Below are 17,627 nucleotides of genomic sequence, written 5' to 3'. Positions count from 1 at the left end.
CACGGAGCGGTGGCTTGATGCAGCATTTGGTGGAATCTTCCTATACGATCCGTAGCCAACAAGGTGATCTCTTTACGATTACGCCCGAGTTATGGCAACAAAACCAACAGCAGCAAAGCGTTCTTTTACGTTATTTGGCGTTGCCGTTAAAAGAAGAACCACAAAAATTATGGCTCGGGTTGGATTCCTTAGCCAACCTTGCCGCTTGTGAAGCGTTTTCCTTTTTAACCGGGAAAAATATCGAGCCGGTACTCATTGAACCTGCCATCTTAAAAAAAGCACTGCAAGATTTGGCGCCACATCAAGAAAAACTCGATGAAAATCAACCGCTCTTTTATTCCGTCACACCTCAGGAGCAACAAGAACAATCCTCTGATGAGCCGACGATTCAGTTGCTTAACCAAATTTTTGAAAACGCCACCACCAAAAAAGCCTCCGATATTCATTTAGAACCGCAAGCGGATTTTTTACAAGTCCGTTTTCGTATTGACGGCGTATTGCAAGTGCAAAACACCATTGCGCAGGCACTCGCCAATCGACTGATTTCCCGTCTGAAATTACTGGCCAAATTAGACATCAGCGAAACACGCCTGCCACAAGACGGACGGTTTCAGTTTAAAACGACATTTTCCGATATTTTGGATTTTCGGCTCTCCACACTCGCGACGCATTTGGGCGAAAAAGCCGTCTTGCGTTTACAACAGAACCGCCCCGTACAACTGGCTTTTAGCGAACTGGGTATGACGGAACAACAGCAACAAACATTTCGTCATGCTCTCAGCCAACCGCAAGGGTTGATTTTAGTCACCGGCCCCACGGGAAGCGGTAAAAGTATTTCTTTATATACGGCATTACAATGGCTCAATACCCCCGACAAGCATATTATGACGGCAGAAGATCCCATTGAAATTCAATTGCCGGGCATTATACAAAGCCAAGTGAATCCTCAAATCGGCTTGGATTTCAGTCGGTTGTTACGCACTTTTTTGCGTCAAGATCCCGACATTATTATGTTAGGTGAAATTCGTGACGAAGAAAGTGCTGCCATGGCTTTACGGGCGGCGCAAACCGGGCATTTGGTGTTATCGACGTTACATACCAATGATGCCCCCTCGGCTATCTCACGTTTACAACAACTTGGCATTCAACAACACGAAATCGATAGCAGTTTATTATTGGTGATCGCCCAACGCTTGGTGCGTAAACGATGCCAAAAGTGCGGTGGAAATGCCACGCGTTTTTGCGATTGTCATCAAGGCTACCAAGGTCGAATCGGTGTTTATCAATTCCTTCAGCCTGATGTATCACAAACCTCAGGTTATCAATTGGATTTTCAGAATTTATATGCCAGCGCATTAGAAAAAGTGAAGTCGCAAGTGACGGATTTAGCAGAAGTACAACGGGTATTGGGGCAACCGAATGCGTAAACTGAAATTATTCAAGTGGCGTGGAATCAACCGTTTACAACAAAAGCAGAAAGGCACGATTGTGGCAGAAAGCGCCGTGATAGCACAACAACAGCTGATGTCACGCGGTTTACAACACATTAAACTGCAACAAAATTGGCAATTAAACAGCAAACCTAAAAACGCAGAAGTCTGTGCGTTGCTTTCTCAGTTGGCGACCTTATTACAAGCGGCGGTTCCGTTAAAAAATAGTCTGCAAATTTTGTTACAACATTGCACCAATATTGCGCTAAACGGTTGGTTGCGCCAACTTTTAAAGGATATTGAAAGCGGTTTGGCGTTTTCCCAAGCCTTAGAAAAACAACACTTAGGAAAACAACATACCTATTTAACCTACCAAGATCGCCAATTGATTAGAGTCGGTGAAATGACGGGCAAGTTACCCACCGTGTGCCATGAAATCGCGCAACACAAACAGCAGGCATTGGCATTGCAACGCAAGATTCGAAAAATTCTGCTTTATCCAGTGTTGGTACTTGGCATATCGCTGATTTTAAGCGCACTTTTACTGCTGTTTATCGTGCCACAATTTGCTGAAATGTATGACAACAGTAGCGCACCACTCCCGACTTTCACCCAAGTGCTACTCACACTGTCGCAAGGCTTGCAGGATTATTGGCTGCATCTGTTGATTTGTATGACGTTGACTATTCTGTTTATTCGCGCCCGCCTGAAACACTCCCCTTGGTTTAATCGGCAAAAAATCCGAATAATCAATGCCACGCCGGTGCTGAATCGCATCGTGCAACTTTCCCGTTTGGTGGGATTTAGCCGCAGTTTATTTTTAATGTTACAGGCGGGCGTGCCGCTGAATCAGGCTTTGCAGTCGTTTTTACCACAACATCCAAGTTGGCAAAGATCGCCAAACGTGCAAGGCGATTGGCTGTTAATCGAAGAAGTGCAATCCATTTTACACTGGCTACAACAAGGTTATGCCTTCTCCGCCAGTGTGAGTAGCCAGATTTTTCCGTTGGCGGCACAACAAATGCTACAGGTGGGCGAACAAAGTGGTCAGCTCCCTAAAATGTTGCAATTTATTGCCAACGATCATCAACAACAATTGGACTATCAGATCGATCTGTTGTCACAAATGCTGGAGCCGCTATTGATGGTCATTATCGGTGGGCTTATCGGCTTAATTATGCTCGGAATGTATTTGCCGATTTTCAATATGGGCGCGTTGGTACAATGATAGGCGTGGCATTTGTACTGGCAGGTTGGTTTGTTGGGCGCGTGATTTATGGCTATGTGCATCGCTTTGCTTTTCGTTTAAGCCAAGAAATTCATGCCGTCTACATTGAAATTTACCCTGAAAATCCACCGCACTTTGCACCGGAGAAATCCATATTGACGCCCATTCAAAGCAATATTTCCCAACCTTATTACTGCCTCTTTTTCGCCTTGTTATTTGCCCTTTGCGATTGGCTAAACGAAGACATTCTCACGGCGATCTGTTGGGCGTATTTTTGTAGTTTATTATTCGCCATCTCGGTGGTGGATGGGTATTACCGCTTAATTTCGCCCGCTCTATGCCAAAACCTGTTTGCCCTCGGATTAGGCGCTGCCTATTGGCAAATTACGCCCCTCACATTAGAACAAAGCCTGCAAAGTGCGGTCATTTTTTTCGCCGTTTTTTCTCTTATCTACTACGGCGCCAAAGGGTATTACAAACAAGAAGCCTTCGGGCGTGGCGATTACTGGCTCGCCTTGGGATTAGGCACGTTTTTCTCTTATGACCAATTACCCGCCTTTTTATTACTTGCCTGCCTTTCGGGCTTGGTTTATGCGCTTTACGGCAAGCTAAACAAACGCCATGTAACCGCCATTCCTTTCGGCCCGTTTCTTTCCTTGTCCGGCGTACTCTGTCGGTTGCTTAATTGAAGCCATGGCCTTATGATCTACACATTCTCAATAGGCTTTTCAGGAAATCAACATGACTTATGTGGTAGGACTCACAGGGGGAATCGGTAGCGGCAAAAGCACCATCGCCAAATTATTCGCCGAACTTGATGTACCGGTGATTGACGCCGATATCGTGGCGCGTCAGATAGTAGAAAAAGGCTCGCCTTTGTTACAACAAATCGTGGCACACTTTGGCTCGGAAATGCTGTTAGAAAACGGCGAACTCAATCGCGCCGCCTTGCGGGAAAAGGTGTTTAATCACGAAACCGAAAAGCAATGGCTGAATCAATTATTACACCCCGCCATTCGCACCGAAATGCTCAACCAACTGGCACAACAACGTGCGCCTTATTGCATTTTTATGGTGCCTCTATTAATAGAAAATAAACTGACTGCACTTTGCCAACGTGTGTTGGTAGTGGATGTGAGCGAACAAACCCAACTGACTCGGGCAAGTCAACGCGATAACAATCAATTAGCGTTAATCAAAAATATCATGCAATCGCAAGTCAGCCGCTCGGAACGCTTACAACACGCCGATGATGTCATCAATAACGATGCAGATTTAAGCGAAAGCCTGCCGCAGTTAAAGCAAAAAGTGTTAGACTTGCACCATCATTATTTACAACTTGCGGAGAAATTTCATGACAGACGAAACCTTTAGCGTGCCTTGCCCGATTTGTCATAAACAGGTTGAATGGTCAGAACAAAGTCCTTACCGCCCTTTTTGTAGCAAACGTTGCCAGTTAATTGATTTGGGCGAATGGGCGGCGGAAGAAAAAGCGATTCCTTGTGATACCGCCGATTTTGCCGAAAACGGTTTATTAAATGAAGACAGCGATTGGGTGAAACACTAATGCAAATTCAACATGAAGAAAATCACGCGCAAGGCACCTTTTTTATTTTAGATGATCAACAACAACGCGTTGCGGAGCTAACCTATTATTTTATCGATGAAAAAACGATTAATGCCAATCATACTTATGTGTCCGAAACCTTGCGCGGACAAGGTGTGGCGGATAAGTTATATCAAGCGTTGGTCGCTTTTATTCAAGAAAATCAACTGAAATTAGTGCCAAGTTGCAGTTATATTGCAAAAAAATGGCAGCGGGATAACCCGTAAGATTGAGATTTTGACATTATCTTGATAAAATTCACCGCACTTTATGTGCAAACATAAATTGTTCGGATGAAGGTAGCTGGAGAGCGGGGAATTGACCCCACGCCGACGAGGTAAAATCTTTCAGGCGCGATGGCAGGGACTGTTACTGGACGAACCCTTGGAGAGATCCGTGTGCAACATGAAGCACTCACGGACGCCGAAGGCGCAAAGGAGCCGTAAAACAAGGCTTTTCAAACGCTCAGGCAAAAGGACAGGGGCAGAAGATTTCGGTTGGTATAACGCAATTTCATTGTGTTATTTTCTATTTTATCTATCCGTAAAATGCTTTTCGCCTCCTTGTAATCAGGTTATTTACGAGGAATTTCAAATGTCATTAGAAGACGTTTTATCTGCAATCAACACATTCGTGTGGGGTCCACCCCTCCTAATTTTATTAGCCGGTACGGGATTATATTTAACGCTACGGCTGGGTTTCATTCAAATCACACAGTTACCACGCGCATTGCGTTATTTATTCAAGCGAGATTCCGGTCTCCAGCAAAAAGGGGATGTGTCCTCTTTCGCGGCTTTGTGCACCGCCCTTGCCGCTACCATTGGAACGGGAAATATCGTGGGGGTTGCCACCGCCGTGCAAGCTGGGGGGCCGGGTGCGATTTTCTGGATGTGGTTGGTCGCATTACTCGGCATGGCAACCAAATATGCGGAATGTTTACTGGCGGTGAAATATCGCGTGCGTGACAAAAACGGCTTTATGGCAGGTGGTCCGATGTATTACATCGAACGCGGTCTCGGCTTAGGCTGGTTAGCCAAATTGTTTGCCATCTTCGGCGTATTGGTGGCATTTTTCGGCATCGGTACTTTCCCGCAAGTGAATGCGATTACGCAAGCCATGAACGACACCTTCAGCGTGCCGATCGAAATCACTGCCGCTATCATTACCTTACTTGTTGGACTCATCATTCTTGGTGGAGTAAAACGCATTGCGTTGGTTTCCTCTTACATCGTGCCGTTTATGGCGGTATTTTATGTGGCGACCTCTGTCATCATCATTGTGTTAAATTTAGATAAAATTCCGACCGCACTTGGCTTGATTTTACACAGCGCCTTTAACCCTGAAGCTACATTGGGCGGTGCGCTGGGTTTCACGGTCATGAAAGCGATTCAATCAGGTGTGGCGCGGGGGATTTTCTCCAATGAATCCGGCTTGGGAAGCGCACCCATCGCTGCAGCTGCTGCACAAACCAAAGAGCCGGTGCGCCAAGGGCTAATTTCTATGACAGGGACGTTCCTTGATACCATCATCGTCTGCACCATGACGGGAATCGTATTAGTGCTTACCGGCGCATGGCAAGCACCGGGCATGGCGGGCGCCGCGGTGACAAACTATGCTTTCTCGCAAGGGTTAGGATCCTCTGTCGGTGCGACCATTGTTACCATCGGCTTATTGTTCTTCGCCTTTACCACGATTCTAGGCTGGTGTTATTACGGTGAACGCTGTTTTGTGTATTTAGTCGGCATCAAAGGCATTAAGCTCTATCGTTTAGCCTTTATTATTTTGGTCGGCTGCGGTTCGTTTATTCATCTAAACTTAATTTGGATTTTAGCGGACATTGTGAACGGCTTAATGGCGATTCCTAACTTAATCGCCTTAATTGGGTTGCGAAACGTGATTATTGAAGAAACCAAAGATTACTTTGCGCGTTTGAATACCCATAAATCCGATCTTGACGGTATGGCGTAAAGATAAAAAAAGCGGGGCTAAAAAGCCCCGTTTTTTTATGATACCTTGCGGTGTCTTATTTAGACTTGCGTTTAGCCGCCTCTGTCGCCGCTTTGGTTTTTTCATCCATTTTGACGCTGATATTATGATCCACCACCACATTCATATTAATGGTGATGCCCTCTTTAGGGGTTTCTAATTGAATGGTTGGTTTACAACCGGAAAGCAGGAGAGAAACGGCAAGCAAGCTCCAAAAGTGCGGTGATTTTTTCAGATGTTTTTTCATTGTTCTAAGTGTCGATAAAGTTGATATTGTAAATTTTGTTCAAATTGCGAGCCGTAGTCAACCATATCCCAGAGCTCAAACATATTCTCTTGATGGGTGTAATTCAAAGTAATCGGATGGTGAGGCCGTCTAGTAGGATTAAGCCCCGTGATCGTAGCCCCCAATGTCATGTTTCCGTCAGGTGTCAAATTCAAGTTAGCGTGAGATTTTTCCAATTCCATTTCTTTTAATAAATCCACCAACATCCGCTCTGTTAAACCGCCTTTTTTCAAACTACTCACCATATTATCGTGAAGTTTAATCTTCAATTTTCCGGCTTGTTCAAGACGTCCATTACAAATTAAACAAGCATTATACCCTAACCAGAACGGCAAGGAGGCATTAACCCGTCCGCTAACGCTCACTTGGTTATATTGCGCCAATTCCATCACTTGCGCTAAATCAATGTTGTCAAAACGCAGCACGGCTATTTTGCGTTGCGGGAAACTCAAACTGGGCACGCTAAGCAAACCATCAAACACGCCAACCTTCACTTTTTGTAAGGTTAGTGGTTGCTTGGCGGAGTTAGGGTAAGTCCCAAACACATCAAAAGCCGCTTCACGTATGGCAAGCGCACCCACGCGGATATTTTTTGCCGCGACCTGAATCGGTTTTGTGCGTGCGGTTCGTAGGGCAAGTTTTTGATAATTTATTGGAAAACGAATCGTCAACGCTTGAATTTCTCCCTCGGGGAAGGTAATCCCAACATTGCGCAAATTAAATTCGCCCTGTAACGCCACGCCATCCTCGTTAATCACAAAATCACTGCCCCCTTGAATACTGCCTTGGCGAATAATCCATGACCATTGTTGTGGGAATAACGATTGGAACACTTTCGCCGATTGCCCTTGCCAGCGAATGTTGCCATTCAGTGCCTGATTTTCATAACGGGCGGTAACTTCAATCGGGCCAAGCGCACCGGCTTTTAAATCCCCTGCCAAATTGAAATTATCGATACTTTTCCCTTCAATCCCCACACCAAATACCGGACGAACAAAGCGTCCGCCATACGCAAATTCAATCCACTCCGTTTGAGCCTGGAGTAGCCCACGAAGATGCGCTGCCTCATAATCCCAACGTAGGCGATCTTTCAATTCCAATGCCAAAGGCGCCATTTTCACTCCACCGGTATGCACATTGCCGGAATGGGCAGAAAGTTGATTTAATTCAATATGATCCGCTTCCCAAAAGCCCACACCTTTTATGTTCACCGGCGTATTTAAAGAGGTCCAGTGCGCCTCACCGTCAATCGTCCAATCCCAACGGTTCGCTGCACGCATTTCTGCTGCGCGTAAATTTTGCTTTTCATCACGCAAATCAAACACGGTTTTAATTCCGGCAATAAACTCGTGCGCCTGTCCATCAAGCTTTAAATTTAACTGCTTAAACTGTGGGGTGAATCCTTGTAAAGTGGCTTGCAGACGCCCCTCTAAACCATAACGTCCCACTCGTATGTTATCCAACGGCAGGCGTGCATGGATTTTAGTATCAGGTTGTACGTTATCCATTTTGAACACGGAACCGGGGCGGAACAGTAGCGTAGGTGCCTCAAAAACACCGCTAATATGGTAGTCTAAATTGGTTTGTGCCACGGTGTTGTTATAACGCAAGTCACCACGCGTTTTGAGATCAAAGTTCAGTTGGTTTTTATCCGCACCGCCACCAATTTCACCTTTTTTACCCGATATCACAATTTCACCTTTGCCGAGTTCACCAAAGGTTTGCACGATCACATCCACATCGGTTTCCAAGGGTAACCAACCCTCTTGCGGTTTACGTAAGGCTAAACCGAAGAAGCCTTTGATCGGCTGATAACCGTCAAACGTCCAATAAAATGTTCCCCAGTTAATGGCTAAACCATCGGCAGTAAACGTAAAAGGCACGTCTAATAACGGTTTATCACGGCTTAAATCCTGTGCGTTGATTTGTCCTTTCTCACCGTTCCAGCGCAATTGAAGCGTTCCTTTGCTCACGCTGAAATCCGGATTTTGCCAATCCACGCGTAGTTCGCCTTGCTGCGGTAATTGAGACAATTCCTCTTGTAACTGAGTAGAAAAATGCAAATGATAGGTTTGTCCGTTAAGCGGTTGGTAATCGGTTTGTCCCTGCCATTGGAACGAATGGTTTAGGCGAGCGAGCGTCGATTGATGATGTAAAATAACATGATCATCATGAGTCTTCGCATTGGCAGTTAATTGCAAACGATGACCGTCATAATTTGCGGTTGCTGCAATATCAGCATCCAACAGCGCACGTAGCCTAGGTGGTATATCCAGTGCCTGGCTATTCTCCAATCGAAAATGCTGAACATTTACCTCTACAGACGGGAGAACGGAAAAAAGTGCGGTCAAATTTGGCGATGTTTTTGTCTCATCAGAGGAAGGCAACCGATTGAGGCAGTCATAATCCAACCCGGCATGCGCCACGTCAAGTTGACGAAGCTCCCACCAATGAAGACGCACATCACTGAATGTCACCAAAGTACATTGCCCTGCCCGAATATCCAGTTCGGGCAGTTGCAAACCGGTGAGGTGTAAATGCCATCGTTCAGGCAGTTGCAAGGCATAATCTGGTGCGAGAAAGCGGTTAACCCATGTTTCGACTTGTTTTGGCGTGATCCACCACGGTAATGCGCAAATGATCGCCACCGTTAATCCCATCAATCCAAGTAAGCAACCGCACCATCGCTTCATATTATTTACCGTTCATCGCTGACGCTAATTTTTCTTTATCCAAGGCATTTTCCCAGCGCGCCACAACAATGGTCGCACAGGCGTTACCCACCAAATTCGTTAGCGCACGGCATTCGGACATAAAACGATCAATCCCCAAAATTAACGCCATGCCCTCAACCGGCAGCCCCGGAACCACGGAAAGTGTGGCGGCTAATGTAATAAAACCGGCACCGGTTACACCGGCAGCGCCTTTTGAACTTAACATCGCAACAAACAACAAGGTAAATTGCTCGCTAATGGAAAGATCCGTATTGGTGGCTTGCGCAATAAATAATGCGGCCATTGTCATATAGATATTTGTACCGTCCAAATTAAAAGAATAACCGGTCGGCACCACTAATCCCACCACCGATTTTTTACAACCGGCCGCCTCCATTTTTTGCATTAAGGTCGGTAACGCGGCTTCTGAGGAGGACGTTCCTAAGACTAACCACAATTCTTGCTTAATATAGCGCACCATTTTCAAAATAGAGAAACCGTTATAACGTGCGACCGCGCCTAAGATAAAAATAATAAATAACAAGGACGTAATGTAAAACGTCACAATTAAAAGCATCAAATGGCTAATGGAACTTAACCCGTATTTTCCCACGGTGAACGCCATCGCGCCTAATGCGCCTAAAGGGGCGACTTTCATCAAAATTGACACCACCTTAAACATCGGCGCTGTCGCAAGTCGTAGGAGTTCCGTAATAGGCTGCGCTTTGTCGCCCACTGAAGCCAATGCCATCCCAAATAACACGGAAATAAACAAGACTTGCAGAATATTACCCTCTACTAATGGACTGAATACGGTGGTAGGAATGATGTTCATTAAGAAAGCCGTTAGCGTGCTATCCTGCGCTTTCGCAACGTATTCTGACACTTTTTCGGAAGTTAACGACGCCGGATCAATATTTAATCCTGCTCCGGGTTCAATAATATTAGCCACAACCATTCCGATCACAAGCGCCAACGTCGAAAAGGTCACAAAATACAGCATCGCCTTTCCGGCAACCCGCCCAACCGCTTTCATGTCGTTCATACCGGCAATACCGGTAACGACGGTCAGAAAAATCACCGGTGCGATGATCATTTTAACCAGCTTAATAAATGCTTCACCTAACGGTTTTAAACCGGCGCCGAAATCAGGAAAAAAATTTCCTAATAAAATACCGATAATAATCGCAATAATGACTTGCACGTATAAGCTTTGATAGAACTTCGGTTTACGCGGTGGCATCGCCTGAGATGGGGTATCAACGCTTAACATAGACTATCCTCGTTTTGTGAAAGTGATGGGCGCATTTTGCCCGCAAAAAAGCAGGTAATTTATCTGCTAATTAAATTAAACACAATCTTTATTTGTTTACGTTACGATGATTTACGCATTTCACTGTTTTCATTGAAAAACGTCAAAATTGGCGATAAAAAATGCGCTTAACATTAAGCGCATTCTAATGATGAATTGTCGTCCTTTACTGGATTAACTCAACCGGCACTTTAACCACCAACTTTTTAATTTTGGCAGATTGACCATTCACGTTACAACAAGGTTTATGGGGTTCATAAGGATAGAATACGGCAAACATATTTGGCACTAATGTAATCGTACTTTTGTTGTCGATTTCTTGGGTAAGTTGGTAATCGTCATCTTCGTGATAGGCTTCGTATTTATTTAAGTCAGGATAGGTTGCGCCGACTTCAATATTTTCTACACCACGGATAAGTACTTGAACGTCCAAATATTTGTGGTGCAATTCTGCTTTTTTGCTTGCAGCTTCAGCCAGTTCAGGTTCCATCACGTTCATGTAAATGCGATCGGTGATGTCATGACGGCCAACCTCTAATTTTTCTAAATCCAACCCTTTTAAATACTCACAGGTTTCAGCAATGACTTTTGGTAAGCCGAGTTTAAAATCGGTACGGGTTAAATCTCCAATTAACATGTTTCCTCCTTTTTTACTTTGAAAACTGGAGTGATTTTATCATCAACCTTATTTTTCAGATAGTCATAAATGGGAATTGCGTAAATAAAGTTACCCATCAAGGCAAAAGCTCTGTATAATGCCTGCGTTTTATTTTCTAAATTAGCGTGCGGCTAACAAAAATAATTTTGTGTCGTAGCCGGTAAAAGTGCGGTGATTTTTAAGATTATTTTTGCTAGTCGCAAATTGGAAAATAAAACATTGTGATTACTCATTTAAAAAGGAAAACATAGTGAATCCAATTGTTAAACAATTTAAATACGGTCAACATACCGTCACGTTAGAAACCGGCGCCATTGCTCGCCAAGCCACTGCTGCTGTGATGGCAAGCATGGACGATACGACAGTATTCGTTACCGTGGTGGCCAAAAAAGAGGTGAAAGAAGGTCAAGATTTCTTTCCATTAACCGTTAACTATCAAGAACGTACTTATGCCGCCGGTCGTATTCCGGGCGGTTTCTTCAAACGAGAAGGTCGTCCGTCTGAGGGCGAAACCTTAATTGCCCGTTTAATCGATCGCCCGATTCGTCCGTTATTCCCAGAAGGCTTTTTCAATGAAATCCAAGTGATTGCCACCGTGGTTTCAGTCAATCCACAAATCAGTCCGGATTTAGTCGCCATGATTGGTGCGTCTGCGGCATTAACCTTATCCGGTGTGCCATTTAATGGCCCGATTGGTGCGGCGCGTGTCGGTTTCATCAACGATCAATTCGTATTAAACCCGACCATTAATGAACAAAAACAAAGCCGTTTAGATTTAGTGGTTGCAGGTACTGATAAAGCCGTATTAATGGTGGAATCTGAAGCGGATATTCTCACTGAAGAACAAATGTTAGCGGCAGTGGTATTCGGTCATCAGCAACAACAAGTGGTGGTGGAAGCGATTAAAGAATTTGCCAAAGAAGCCGGTAAACCACGTTGGGATTGGGTTGCACCTGAACCAAACACTGATTTAATCAATAAAGTGAAAGCATTAGCTGAAGCGCGTTTAGGCGATGCGTATCGTATCACTGAAAAACAAGCGCGTTATGAGCAAATCGATGCGATTAAAGCTGACGTTGTTGCACAAATTACCGCTGAAGATGAAGACGTCAGTGAAGGCAAAATTATTGATATTTTCACCGCACTTGAAAGCCAAATCGTGCGTGGACGTATTCTTGCCGGTGAACCACGTATTGATGGTCGTACCGTTGATACTGTGCGTGCATTAGATATTTGCACCGGTGTATTACCGCGTACCCACGGTTCCGCAATCTTTACCCGTGGTGAAACCCAAGCGTTGGCCGTCGCTACGTTAGGGACTGAACGCGATGCGCAAATCATTGATGAATTAACCGGTGAGCGTCAAGATCACTTCTTGTTCCACTATAACTTCCCTCCGTATTCTGTGGGTGAAACCGGTATGATCGGTTCACCAAAACGTCGTGAAATCGGTCATGGTCGTTTGGCGAAACGTGGCGTGGCAGCAGTGATGCCAACCTTAGCGGAATTCCCGTATGTGGTACGTGTAGTATCTGAAATTACCGAATCCAACGGTTCTTCTTCCATGGCTTCCGTGTGTGGTGCCTCTTTAGCTCTAATGGATGCCGGTGTGCCGATTAAAGCGGCGGTTGCAGGTATCGCGATGGGCTTGGTGAAAGAAGATGACAAATTTGTCGTGCTTTCCGATATTCTTGGTGATGAAGACCACTTAGGTGATATGGACTTTAAAGTGGCGGGTACGCGTCAAGGTGTAACTGCACTTCAAATGGATATCAAAATTGAAGGTATCACCGCTGAAATCATGCAAATTGCATTAAATCAAGCGAAAAGTGCACGTATGCACATTCTTGGCGTAATGGAGCAAGCGATTCCGGCGCCACGTGCCGATATTTCTGATTTCGCACCACGTATCTACACCATGAAAATTGATCCGAAGAAAATCAAAGATGTGATCGGTAAAGGTGGTGCAGTGATTCGTGCATTGACCGAAGAAACCGGTACTTCCATTGATATTGATGATGACGGTACAGTAAAAATCGCTGCGGTTGATAAGAATGCCGTACAAGATGTGATGGCACGTATCGAAGACATCACTGCTGAAGTAGAAGCGGGTGCCATTTACAAAGGTAAAGTGACTCGTTTAGCAGATTTTGGTGCATTCGTTTCTATCGTAGGTAATAAAGAAGGCTTGGTTCACATTTCTCAAATTGCTGAAGAACGTGTGGAAAAAGTCAGCGACTATCTACAAGTAGGACAAGAAGTGATGGTTAAAGTGGTGGAAATCGATCGTCAAGGTCGCATCCGTTTAACCATGAAAGAACTTGCTCCGAAAGCAGAAGCTGCTCAACACGTATCCGATGATATTGTAGAGCAGGCATAATTTAAATTTTTTCAAAATGTTACGGTACATTACGTGCCGTAACATTTGTTTTTCAACAAGCAATACTCTGCTTTAAGGCTTATAAAGAAATGACGCAACGTAATGGGTTGTCTAATTTCGCGATTTTCCTAACCATTTTATTTTCAGTCTTTGTATTATCAGGCTGTGTAGGCTTGAGCAATACCTTTGTGTCTAAAAATAAAGTCGTGTTAGCCGAGCAAAATCCAAGCCAGCACTTTGAACAGGAAGTCATGATTGTTCGGATTAGTCAGGTGTTGCTCGTTGGAAAAATGAGTAATGAAGAACGTGCTTCTCTCCATTTTGAACGGGGCGTGCTTTACGATAGTTTGGGGCTTTGGGCTTTAGCGCGTTATGACTTTACTCAAGCACTTGCATTGCAACCAAAAATGGCGGCAGTGTATAACTATCTAGGGCTTTATTTATTACTTGATGAAGACTATGACGGCGCATTAGAAGCCTTTAATACGGTTTTCAGCCTCGATCCTGACTATGAATATACCTTCCTTAATCGAGCATTAGACTTCTATTATGTGGAACGGTATAACCTCGCCGAACAGGATTTCTTGGCATTTTATCAACGTAATAAATCGGATCCTTACCGCGTCTTGTGGCTGTATTTGAATGAATTAAAATTCAAGCCGGCTGAGGCGCAAAAAAATCTGGCTCAACGTGCTGTTGGGCTTTCTCAGGATTATTGGGGTACCTACATTGTCCAGTATTATTTGGGCAAATTGTCAGTTCAGGAAGTACAGGCTAAAGCGCAGCAGTTTGCCACAAAAACCGCAACGCAATACGCAGAGATTCTGACTGAAACCTACTTCTATCTAGCAAAACAAAAACTCAATATGGGACAGGTTGATGAGGCTGAGACCTTATTCAAACTGGCTGTTGCAAATCAGGTGTATAACTTTGTGGAGTATCGTTTTGCGGTGTTTGAGCTATCGAAATTAGGACAACAGACTCAAGCAGAATAACGGTGAGCATAGCTCAACCGGTAATGCGTTGTAAGACGCAAAACGACACATGGTAATTAACCTGAAAGCGTCTATTGAGCTTTCCTTTTATACATTCGAGTATTTTTAATGACTGAAACTAAAATGACTTTCAAGGATTTAGGCTTGCCTGAATTCATCCTTAATGCTGTTGCCGATCTTGGCTTTGAAACACCTTCTCCAATTCAACAAATTTGCATACCGCACTTATTAGAAGGCCGCGATGTACTGGGCATGGCACAAACCGGTAGTGGGAAAACCGCCGCCTTTTCTTTGCCAATTTTGGCGAAAATCGATCCGACAGAAAAACACCCGCAATTATTAGTGATGGCACCGACCCGTGAATTAGCTATTCAAGTTGCTGATGCTTGCGAGCAATTCGTCAAATATGCCAAAGGCATTAATATCGTCACTTTATATGGTGGCCAACGTTATGACATCCAATTACTTGCGTTAAAACAAGGGGCGCAAGTTGTGGTGGGGACACCGGGACGGATTTTGGATCACCTACGTCGTGGCACCCTAAGCCTTGCTGAGCTTAAAGCCATTGTGTTAGACGAAGCGGATGAAATGTTGCGCATGGGCTTTATTGATGATGTGGAAACCGTGATGGCGGAATTACCTGAACACCACCAAACCGCACTTTTCTCTGCCACTATGCCGGAGCCGATTCGTCGAATCACCAAACGCTTTATGAAAGATCCGCAAGAAGTCAAAATTAAAGCGACCCAACAAAGTGCGCCGGATATTGCGCAAAGCTGTTGGTATGTTCATGGTTTCCGCAAAAATGATGCCTTGTTGCGTTTCTTGGAAGTGGAAGATTTTGATGCGGCGATTATTTTCACCCGTACCAAAACCGGCACGTTAGACGTGACGGAATTATTGGAAAAACATGGTTTCCGTGCGGCGGCATTGAATGGCGATATGACACAACAATTACGTGAACAAACCTTAGATCGTTTGCGTAGTGGTAGCTTAGACATCGTTGTGGCGACAGACGTGGCGGCTCGTGGTATTGACATTGAACGTATTAGCCTTGTGGTGAACTATGATATTCCACTGGATGCGGAATCTTATGTACACCGTATTGGTCGTACCGGTCGAGCAGGACGTTCCGGTCGTGCGTTATTGTTCGTGGAACCACGCGAACGTCGTTTGTTGCGCAATGTTGAACACCTTATCAAGAAAAATATTGAAGAGGTGGAATTACCGAATCATGAAGTGTTACAAGCTTGTCGCCGTAAAAAATTCAAAGATAAAATTACCGCGCAGTTGGAACATCATGATTTAGATCTTTACCGTGAATTGTTGGAAGATATGTTCACTGCCGACCAATCACAAGAAGACATTGCTGCCGCTATGATGATGTTGTTACAAGGCAAACAAAAGCTGATTCTTCCGCCGGATCCGGTGGTGGATAAAAAAGCCCGTCGTGATCGTAATGAGCGTGGTGACCGTCGTGAAAATCCACGTTCAGCAGAACGTCGTGGTGAACGTAAAGGCTATGGCAATCCACAACCAATGGATTTATATCGTATTGAAGTGGGCCGCGGAGATGGCGTGGAAGTTCGTCATATTGTTGGCGCGATTGCCAATGAAGGCGATATTAATAGTCGCTACATCGGCCACATCAAGTTGTATGATGATTATTCCACCATTGAATTGCCACAAGGTATGCCGAAAGAATTGTTACAACAATTTGCGAAAACGCGTGTGTTGAATAAACAAATGCGTATGTCTTTTATCGGCGAAGCCAAAGGCGAGCGTGGCGGCGATAATTTTGGCGGAAAACGCCGTGGCGGACGTTTTGAAGAAAAAGGCTTCAAAGGCGAACGTAAATTTAAAGAAAAATCTCACCGCACTTTTAAAGAGAAACGTGAGTTTAGAAAATAAAGAAGAAGACCGCACATAAAGTGCGGTCGTTTTTTTAGATAAATTAACAGTCTATGTTAAGAAAGCGCGTTTACTATGGATTACGCTTGAACTTACTAAAATCAGGCGCACGTTTTTCATTAAATGCGTTGCGACCTTCTTGCCCTTCTTCCGTCATGTAGAACAACATGGTGGCATTACCGGCAAGTTCTTGAAGACCGGCTTGTCCATCGCAGTCCGCATTGAGTGCCGCTTTCAAGCAACGTAAAGCAATCGGACTGTTGCGGAGCATTTCGCGACACCAACGCACGGTTTCTTTTTCTAAATCCGCATAAGGCACCACCGTGTTCACCAACCCCATCTCTAAGGCTTCTTGGGCATTATATTGACGGCATAAGAACCAAATTTCACGCGCTTTTTTCTGACCGACGATACGCGCCATGTAGCTTGCGCCCCAGCCGCCATCAAAGGAACCCACTTTCGGACCGGTTTGACCATAAATCGCGTTGTCTGCGGAAATGGTGAGATCGCATAACATATGCAATACATGACCGCCGCCAATCGCATAACCTGCCACCATAGCCACGACCGGTTTCGGACAGCTACGAATATCCCGTTGGAAATCCAACACGTTAAGATGATGTACACCACTGTCGTCTTTGTAGCCGCCGTAATCGCCGCGTACTTTTTGATCACCACCGGAACAGAAAGCTTTTTCGCCTTCACCGGTCAACACGATGACACCGATTTTTTCGTCAAAACGCGCATCAGAAAATGCACTGATCATTTCTTTCACGGTTTGCGGACGGAACGCGTTGCGCACTTCAGGACGATTAATGGTGATTTTGGCAATGCCGTCTGTGGATTTGTGATAACGAATGTCGGTGTAACCCGCACTGTGATCCACCCACTCAACCGGTGCATATAAAACATCATCTTTTGGATTTTGCATGATAAATTCCTTGAATTTAAGGTTAAAAAAGTGCGGTCATTATAGCGGAAGTTTTCTGAATCTGAAAATGCTCCAAACGGCGATCAACAACACGAACCATGCACAATAAAAAAACTGACTTCCCACGAGGAGAAATCAGCTTTTGACATCACTTATTCAGAATCGTAGCGTGCAACTTGTTGCACGAAAT

Annotated in this window: 15 protein-coding genes and 1 riboswitch; of the genes, 10 read left to right on the top strand and 5 right to left on the bottom strand. The window is 44.7% G+C overall.

Annotated elements, in window-relative coordinates:
* Nucleotides 1-17: 17 nt before the first annotated feature.
* The 7 genes from HMPREF9065_RS05955 to HMPREF9065_RS0109450 all read left to right on the top strand — a co-directional run bounded on the left by HMPREF9065_RS05955 (nt 18) and on the right by HMPREF9065_RS0109450 (nt 6,232).
* Nucleotides 18-1,427, top strand: a complete 1,410-nt coding sequence (locus tag HMPREF9065_RS05955; RefSeq protein WP_021615839.1) for a GspE/PulE family protein — start codon at nt 18-20, stop codon at nt 1,425-1,427.
* A complete protein-coding gene (locus HMPREF9065_RS05960; RefSeq protein ID WP_021615838.1) occupies nt 1,420-2,658 on the top strand; it encodes a type II secretion system F family protein in 1,239 nt (412 codons plus the stop codon). Before HMPREF9065_RS05955 ends, HMPREF9065_RS05960 begins: the two co-directional genes overlap by 8 nt.
* A complete protein-coding gene (locus tag HMPREF9065_RS05965; protein ID WP_021615837.1) occupies nt 2,655-3,347 on the top strand; it encodes a prepilin peptidase in 693 nt (230 codons plus the stop codon). Before HMPREF9065_RS05960 ends, HMPREF9065_RS05965 begins: the two co-directional genes overlap by 4 nt.
* 52 nt (nt 3,348-3,399) lie before the next feature.
* A complete protein-coding gene (coaE, locus tag HMPREF9065_RS05970) occupies nt 3,400-4,032 on the top strand; it encodes a dephospho-CoA kinase (RefSeq protein WP_021615836.1) in 633 nt (210 codons plus the stop codon).
* Entirely contained in the window at nt 4,013-4,225 is a 213-nt protein-coding gene (gene yacG, locus HMPREF9065_RS05975; protein WP_021615835.1) for a DNA gyrase inhibitor YacG, read from the top strand. Before coaE ends, yacG begins: the two co-directional genes overlap by 20 nt.
* A complete protein-coding gene (locus HMPREF9065_RS05980; RefSeq protein ID WP_021615834.1) occupies nt 4,225-4,491 on the top strand; it encodes a GNAT family N-acetyltransferase in 267 nt (88 codons plus the stop codon). Before yacG ends, HMPREF9065_RS05980 begins: the two co-directional genes overlap by 1 nt.
* A gap of 147 nt (nt 4,492-4,638) precedes the next feature.
* A riboswitch (glycine riboswitch) is annotated at nt 4,639-4,755 on the top strand.
* 103 nt (nt 4,756-4,858) lie between these two features.
* Nucleotides 4,859-6,232, top strand: a complete 1,374-nt coding sequence (locus tag HMPREF9065_RS0109450; protein ID WP_033002476.1) for an alanine/glycine:cation symporter family protein — start codon at nt 4,859-4,861, stop codon at nt 6,230-6,232.
* A 55-nt stretch (nt 6,233-6,287) separates the two neighbouring features.
* On the opposite strand, the gene HMPREF9065_RS05985 is transcribed toward HMPREF9065_RS0109450, so the two are convergent.
* From HMPREF9065_RS05985 to nanQ, 4 genes are all read right to left on the bottom strand, one after another.
* Nucleotides 6,288-6,497: a YnbE family lipoprotein gene (locus tag HMPREF9065_RS05985; protein ID WP_021615833.1), complete on the bottom strand. Its 210-nt coding sequence runs from the start codon at nt 6,495-6,497 to the stop codon at nt 6,288-6,290.
* Complete coding sequence (locus HMPREF9065_RS05990) at nt 6,494-9,229, bottom strand: YdbH family protein (RefSeq protein ID WP_033002475.1); 2,736 nt, start codon at nt 9,227-9,229, stop codon at nt 6,494-6,496. The genes HMPREF9065_RS05985 and HMPREF9065_RS05990 overlap by 4 nt, the downstream gene beginning before the upstream one ends.
* Nucleotide 9,230: 1 nt before the next feature.
* On the bottom strand, nt 9,231-10,523 hold the full coding sequence (locus HMPREF9065_RS05995) for a dicarboxylate/amino acid:cation symporter (protein WP_021615831.1): 1,293 nt from the start codon (nt 10,521-10,523) through the stop codon (nt 9,231-9,233).
* 205 nt (nt 10,524-10,728) lie between these two features.
* Nucleotides 10,729-11,199 (bottom strand): N-acetylneuraminate anomerase, encoded by a 471-nt coding sequence (gene nanQ, locus HMPREF9065_RS06000; RefSeq protein WP_021615829.1) that lies wholly within the window; start codon nt 11,197-11,199, stop codon nt 10,729-10,731.
* 271 nt (nt 11,200-11,470) lie between these two features.
* On the opposite strand from nanQ, the gene pnp reads away from it, so the two are divergent.
* The 3 genes from pnp to HMPREF9065_RS06015 all read left to right on the top strand — a co-directional run bounded on the left by pnp (nt 11,471) and on the right by HMPREF9065_RS06015 (nt 16,506).
* Nucleotides 11,471-13,600 (top strand): polyribonucleotide nucleotidyltransferase, encoded by a 2,130-nt coding sequence (pnp, locus tag HMPREF9065_RS06005; RefSeq protein ID WP_033002474.1) that lies wholly within the window; start codon nt 11,471-11,473, stop codon nt 13,598-13,600.
* Nucleotides 13,601-13,689: 89 nt separating this feature from the next.
* The gene (nlpI, locus tag HMPREF9065_RS06010; protein ID WP_021615827.1) at nt 13,690-14,595 is read left to right on the top strand and encodes a lipoprotein NlpI; all 906 of its coding nucleotides are present in this window, start codon (nt 13,690-13,692) and stop codon (nt 14,593-14,595) included.
* 108 nt (nt 14,596-14,703) lie between these two features.
* Complete coding sequence (locus tag HMPREF9065_RS06015) at nt 14,704-16,506, top strand: DEAD/DEAH box helicase (RefSeq protein ID WP_021615826.1); 1,803 nt, start codon at nt 14,704-14,706, stop codon at nt 16,504-16,506.
* Nucleotides 16,507-16,579: 73 nt separating this feature from the next.
* Here the strand turns inward: HMPREF9065_RS06015 and menB are convergent, their stop codons facing one another.
* Nucleotides 16,580-17,437, bottom strand: a complete 858-nt coding sequence (gene menB / locus HMPREF9065_RS06020; RefSeq protein ID WP_021615825.1) for a 1,4-dihydroxy-2-naphthoyl-CoA synthase — start codon at nt 17,435-17,437, stop codon at nt 16,580-16,582.
* Nucleotides 17,438-17,627: the final 190 nt, after the last annotated feature.

The organism is Aggregatibacter sp. oral taxon 458 str. W10330 (assembly GCF_000466335.1).
Lineage (GTDB): Bacteria > Pseudomonadota > Gammaproteobacteria > Enterobacterales > Pasteurellaceae > Aggregatibacter.
This window is presented reverse-complemented; position numbering and strand designations above follow the sequence as displayed.

What these genes read in the sequence shown, in the direction of transcription:
- HMPREF9065_RS05955 (WP_021615839.1), top strand. Translation starts at nt 18, where the DNA reads ATGCAGCATTTGGTGGAATCTTCCTATACGATCCGTAGCCAACAAGGT.
- HMPREF9065_RS05960 (WP_021615838.1), top strand. Translation starts at nt 1,420, where the DNA reads ATGCGTAAACTGAAATTATTCAAGTGGCGTGGAATCAACCGTTTACAA.
- HMPREF9065_RS05965 (WP_021615837.1), top strand. Translation starts at nt 2,655, where the DNA reads ATGATAGGCGTGGCATTTGTACTGGCAGGTTGGTTTGTTGGGCGCGTG.
- coaE (WP_021615836.1), top strand. Translation starts at nt 3,400, where the DNA reads ATGACTTATGTGGTAGGACTCACAGGGGGAATCGGTAGCGGCAAAAGC.
- yacG (WP_021615835.1), top strand. Translation starts at nt 4,013, where the DNA reads ATGACAGACGAAACCTTTAGCGTGCCTTGCCCGATTTGTCATAAACAG.
- HMPREF9065_RS05980 (WP_021615834.1), top strand. Translation starts at nt 4,225, where the DNA reads ATGCAAATTCAACATGAAGAAAATCACGCGCAAGGCACCTTTTTTATT.
- HMPREF9065_RS0109450 (WP_033002476.1), top strand. Translation starts at nt 4,859, where the DNA reads ATGTCATTAGAAGACGTTTTATCTGCAATCAACACATTCGTGTGGGGT.
- HMPREF9065_RS05985 (WP_021615833.1), bottom strand. Translation starts at nt 6,497, where the DNA reads ATGAAAAAACATCTGAAAAAATCACCGCACTTTTGGAGCTTGCTTGCC.
- HMPREF9065_RS05990 (WP_033002475.1), bottom strand. Translation starts at nt 9,229, where the DNA reads ATGAAGCGATGGTGCGGTTGCTTACTTGGATTGATGGGATTAACGGTG.
- HMPREF9065_RS05995 (WP_021615831.1), bottom strand. Translation starts at nt 10,523, where the DNA reads ATGTTAAGCGTTGATACCCCATCTCAGGCGATGCCACCGCGTAAACCG.
- nanQ (WP_021615829.1), bottom strand. Translation starts at nt 11,199, where the DNA reads ATGTTAATTGGAGATTTAACCCGTACCGATTTTAAACTCGGCTTACCA.
- nlpI (WP_021615827.1), top strand. Translation starts at nt 13,690, where the DNA reads ATGACGCAACGTAATGGGTTGTCTAATTTCGCGATTTTCCTAACCATT.
- HMPREF9065_RS06015 (WP_021615826.1), top strand. Translation starts at nt 14,704, where the DNA reads ATGACTGAAACTAAAATGACTTTCAAGGATTTAGGCTTGCCTGAATTC.
- menB (WP_021615825.1), bottom strand. Translation starts at nt 17,437, where the DNA reads ATGCAAAATCCAAAAGATGATGTTTTATATGCACCGGTTGAGTGGGTG.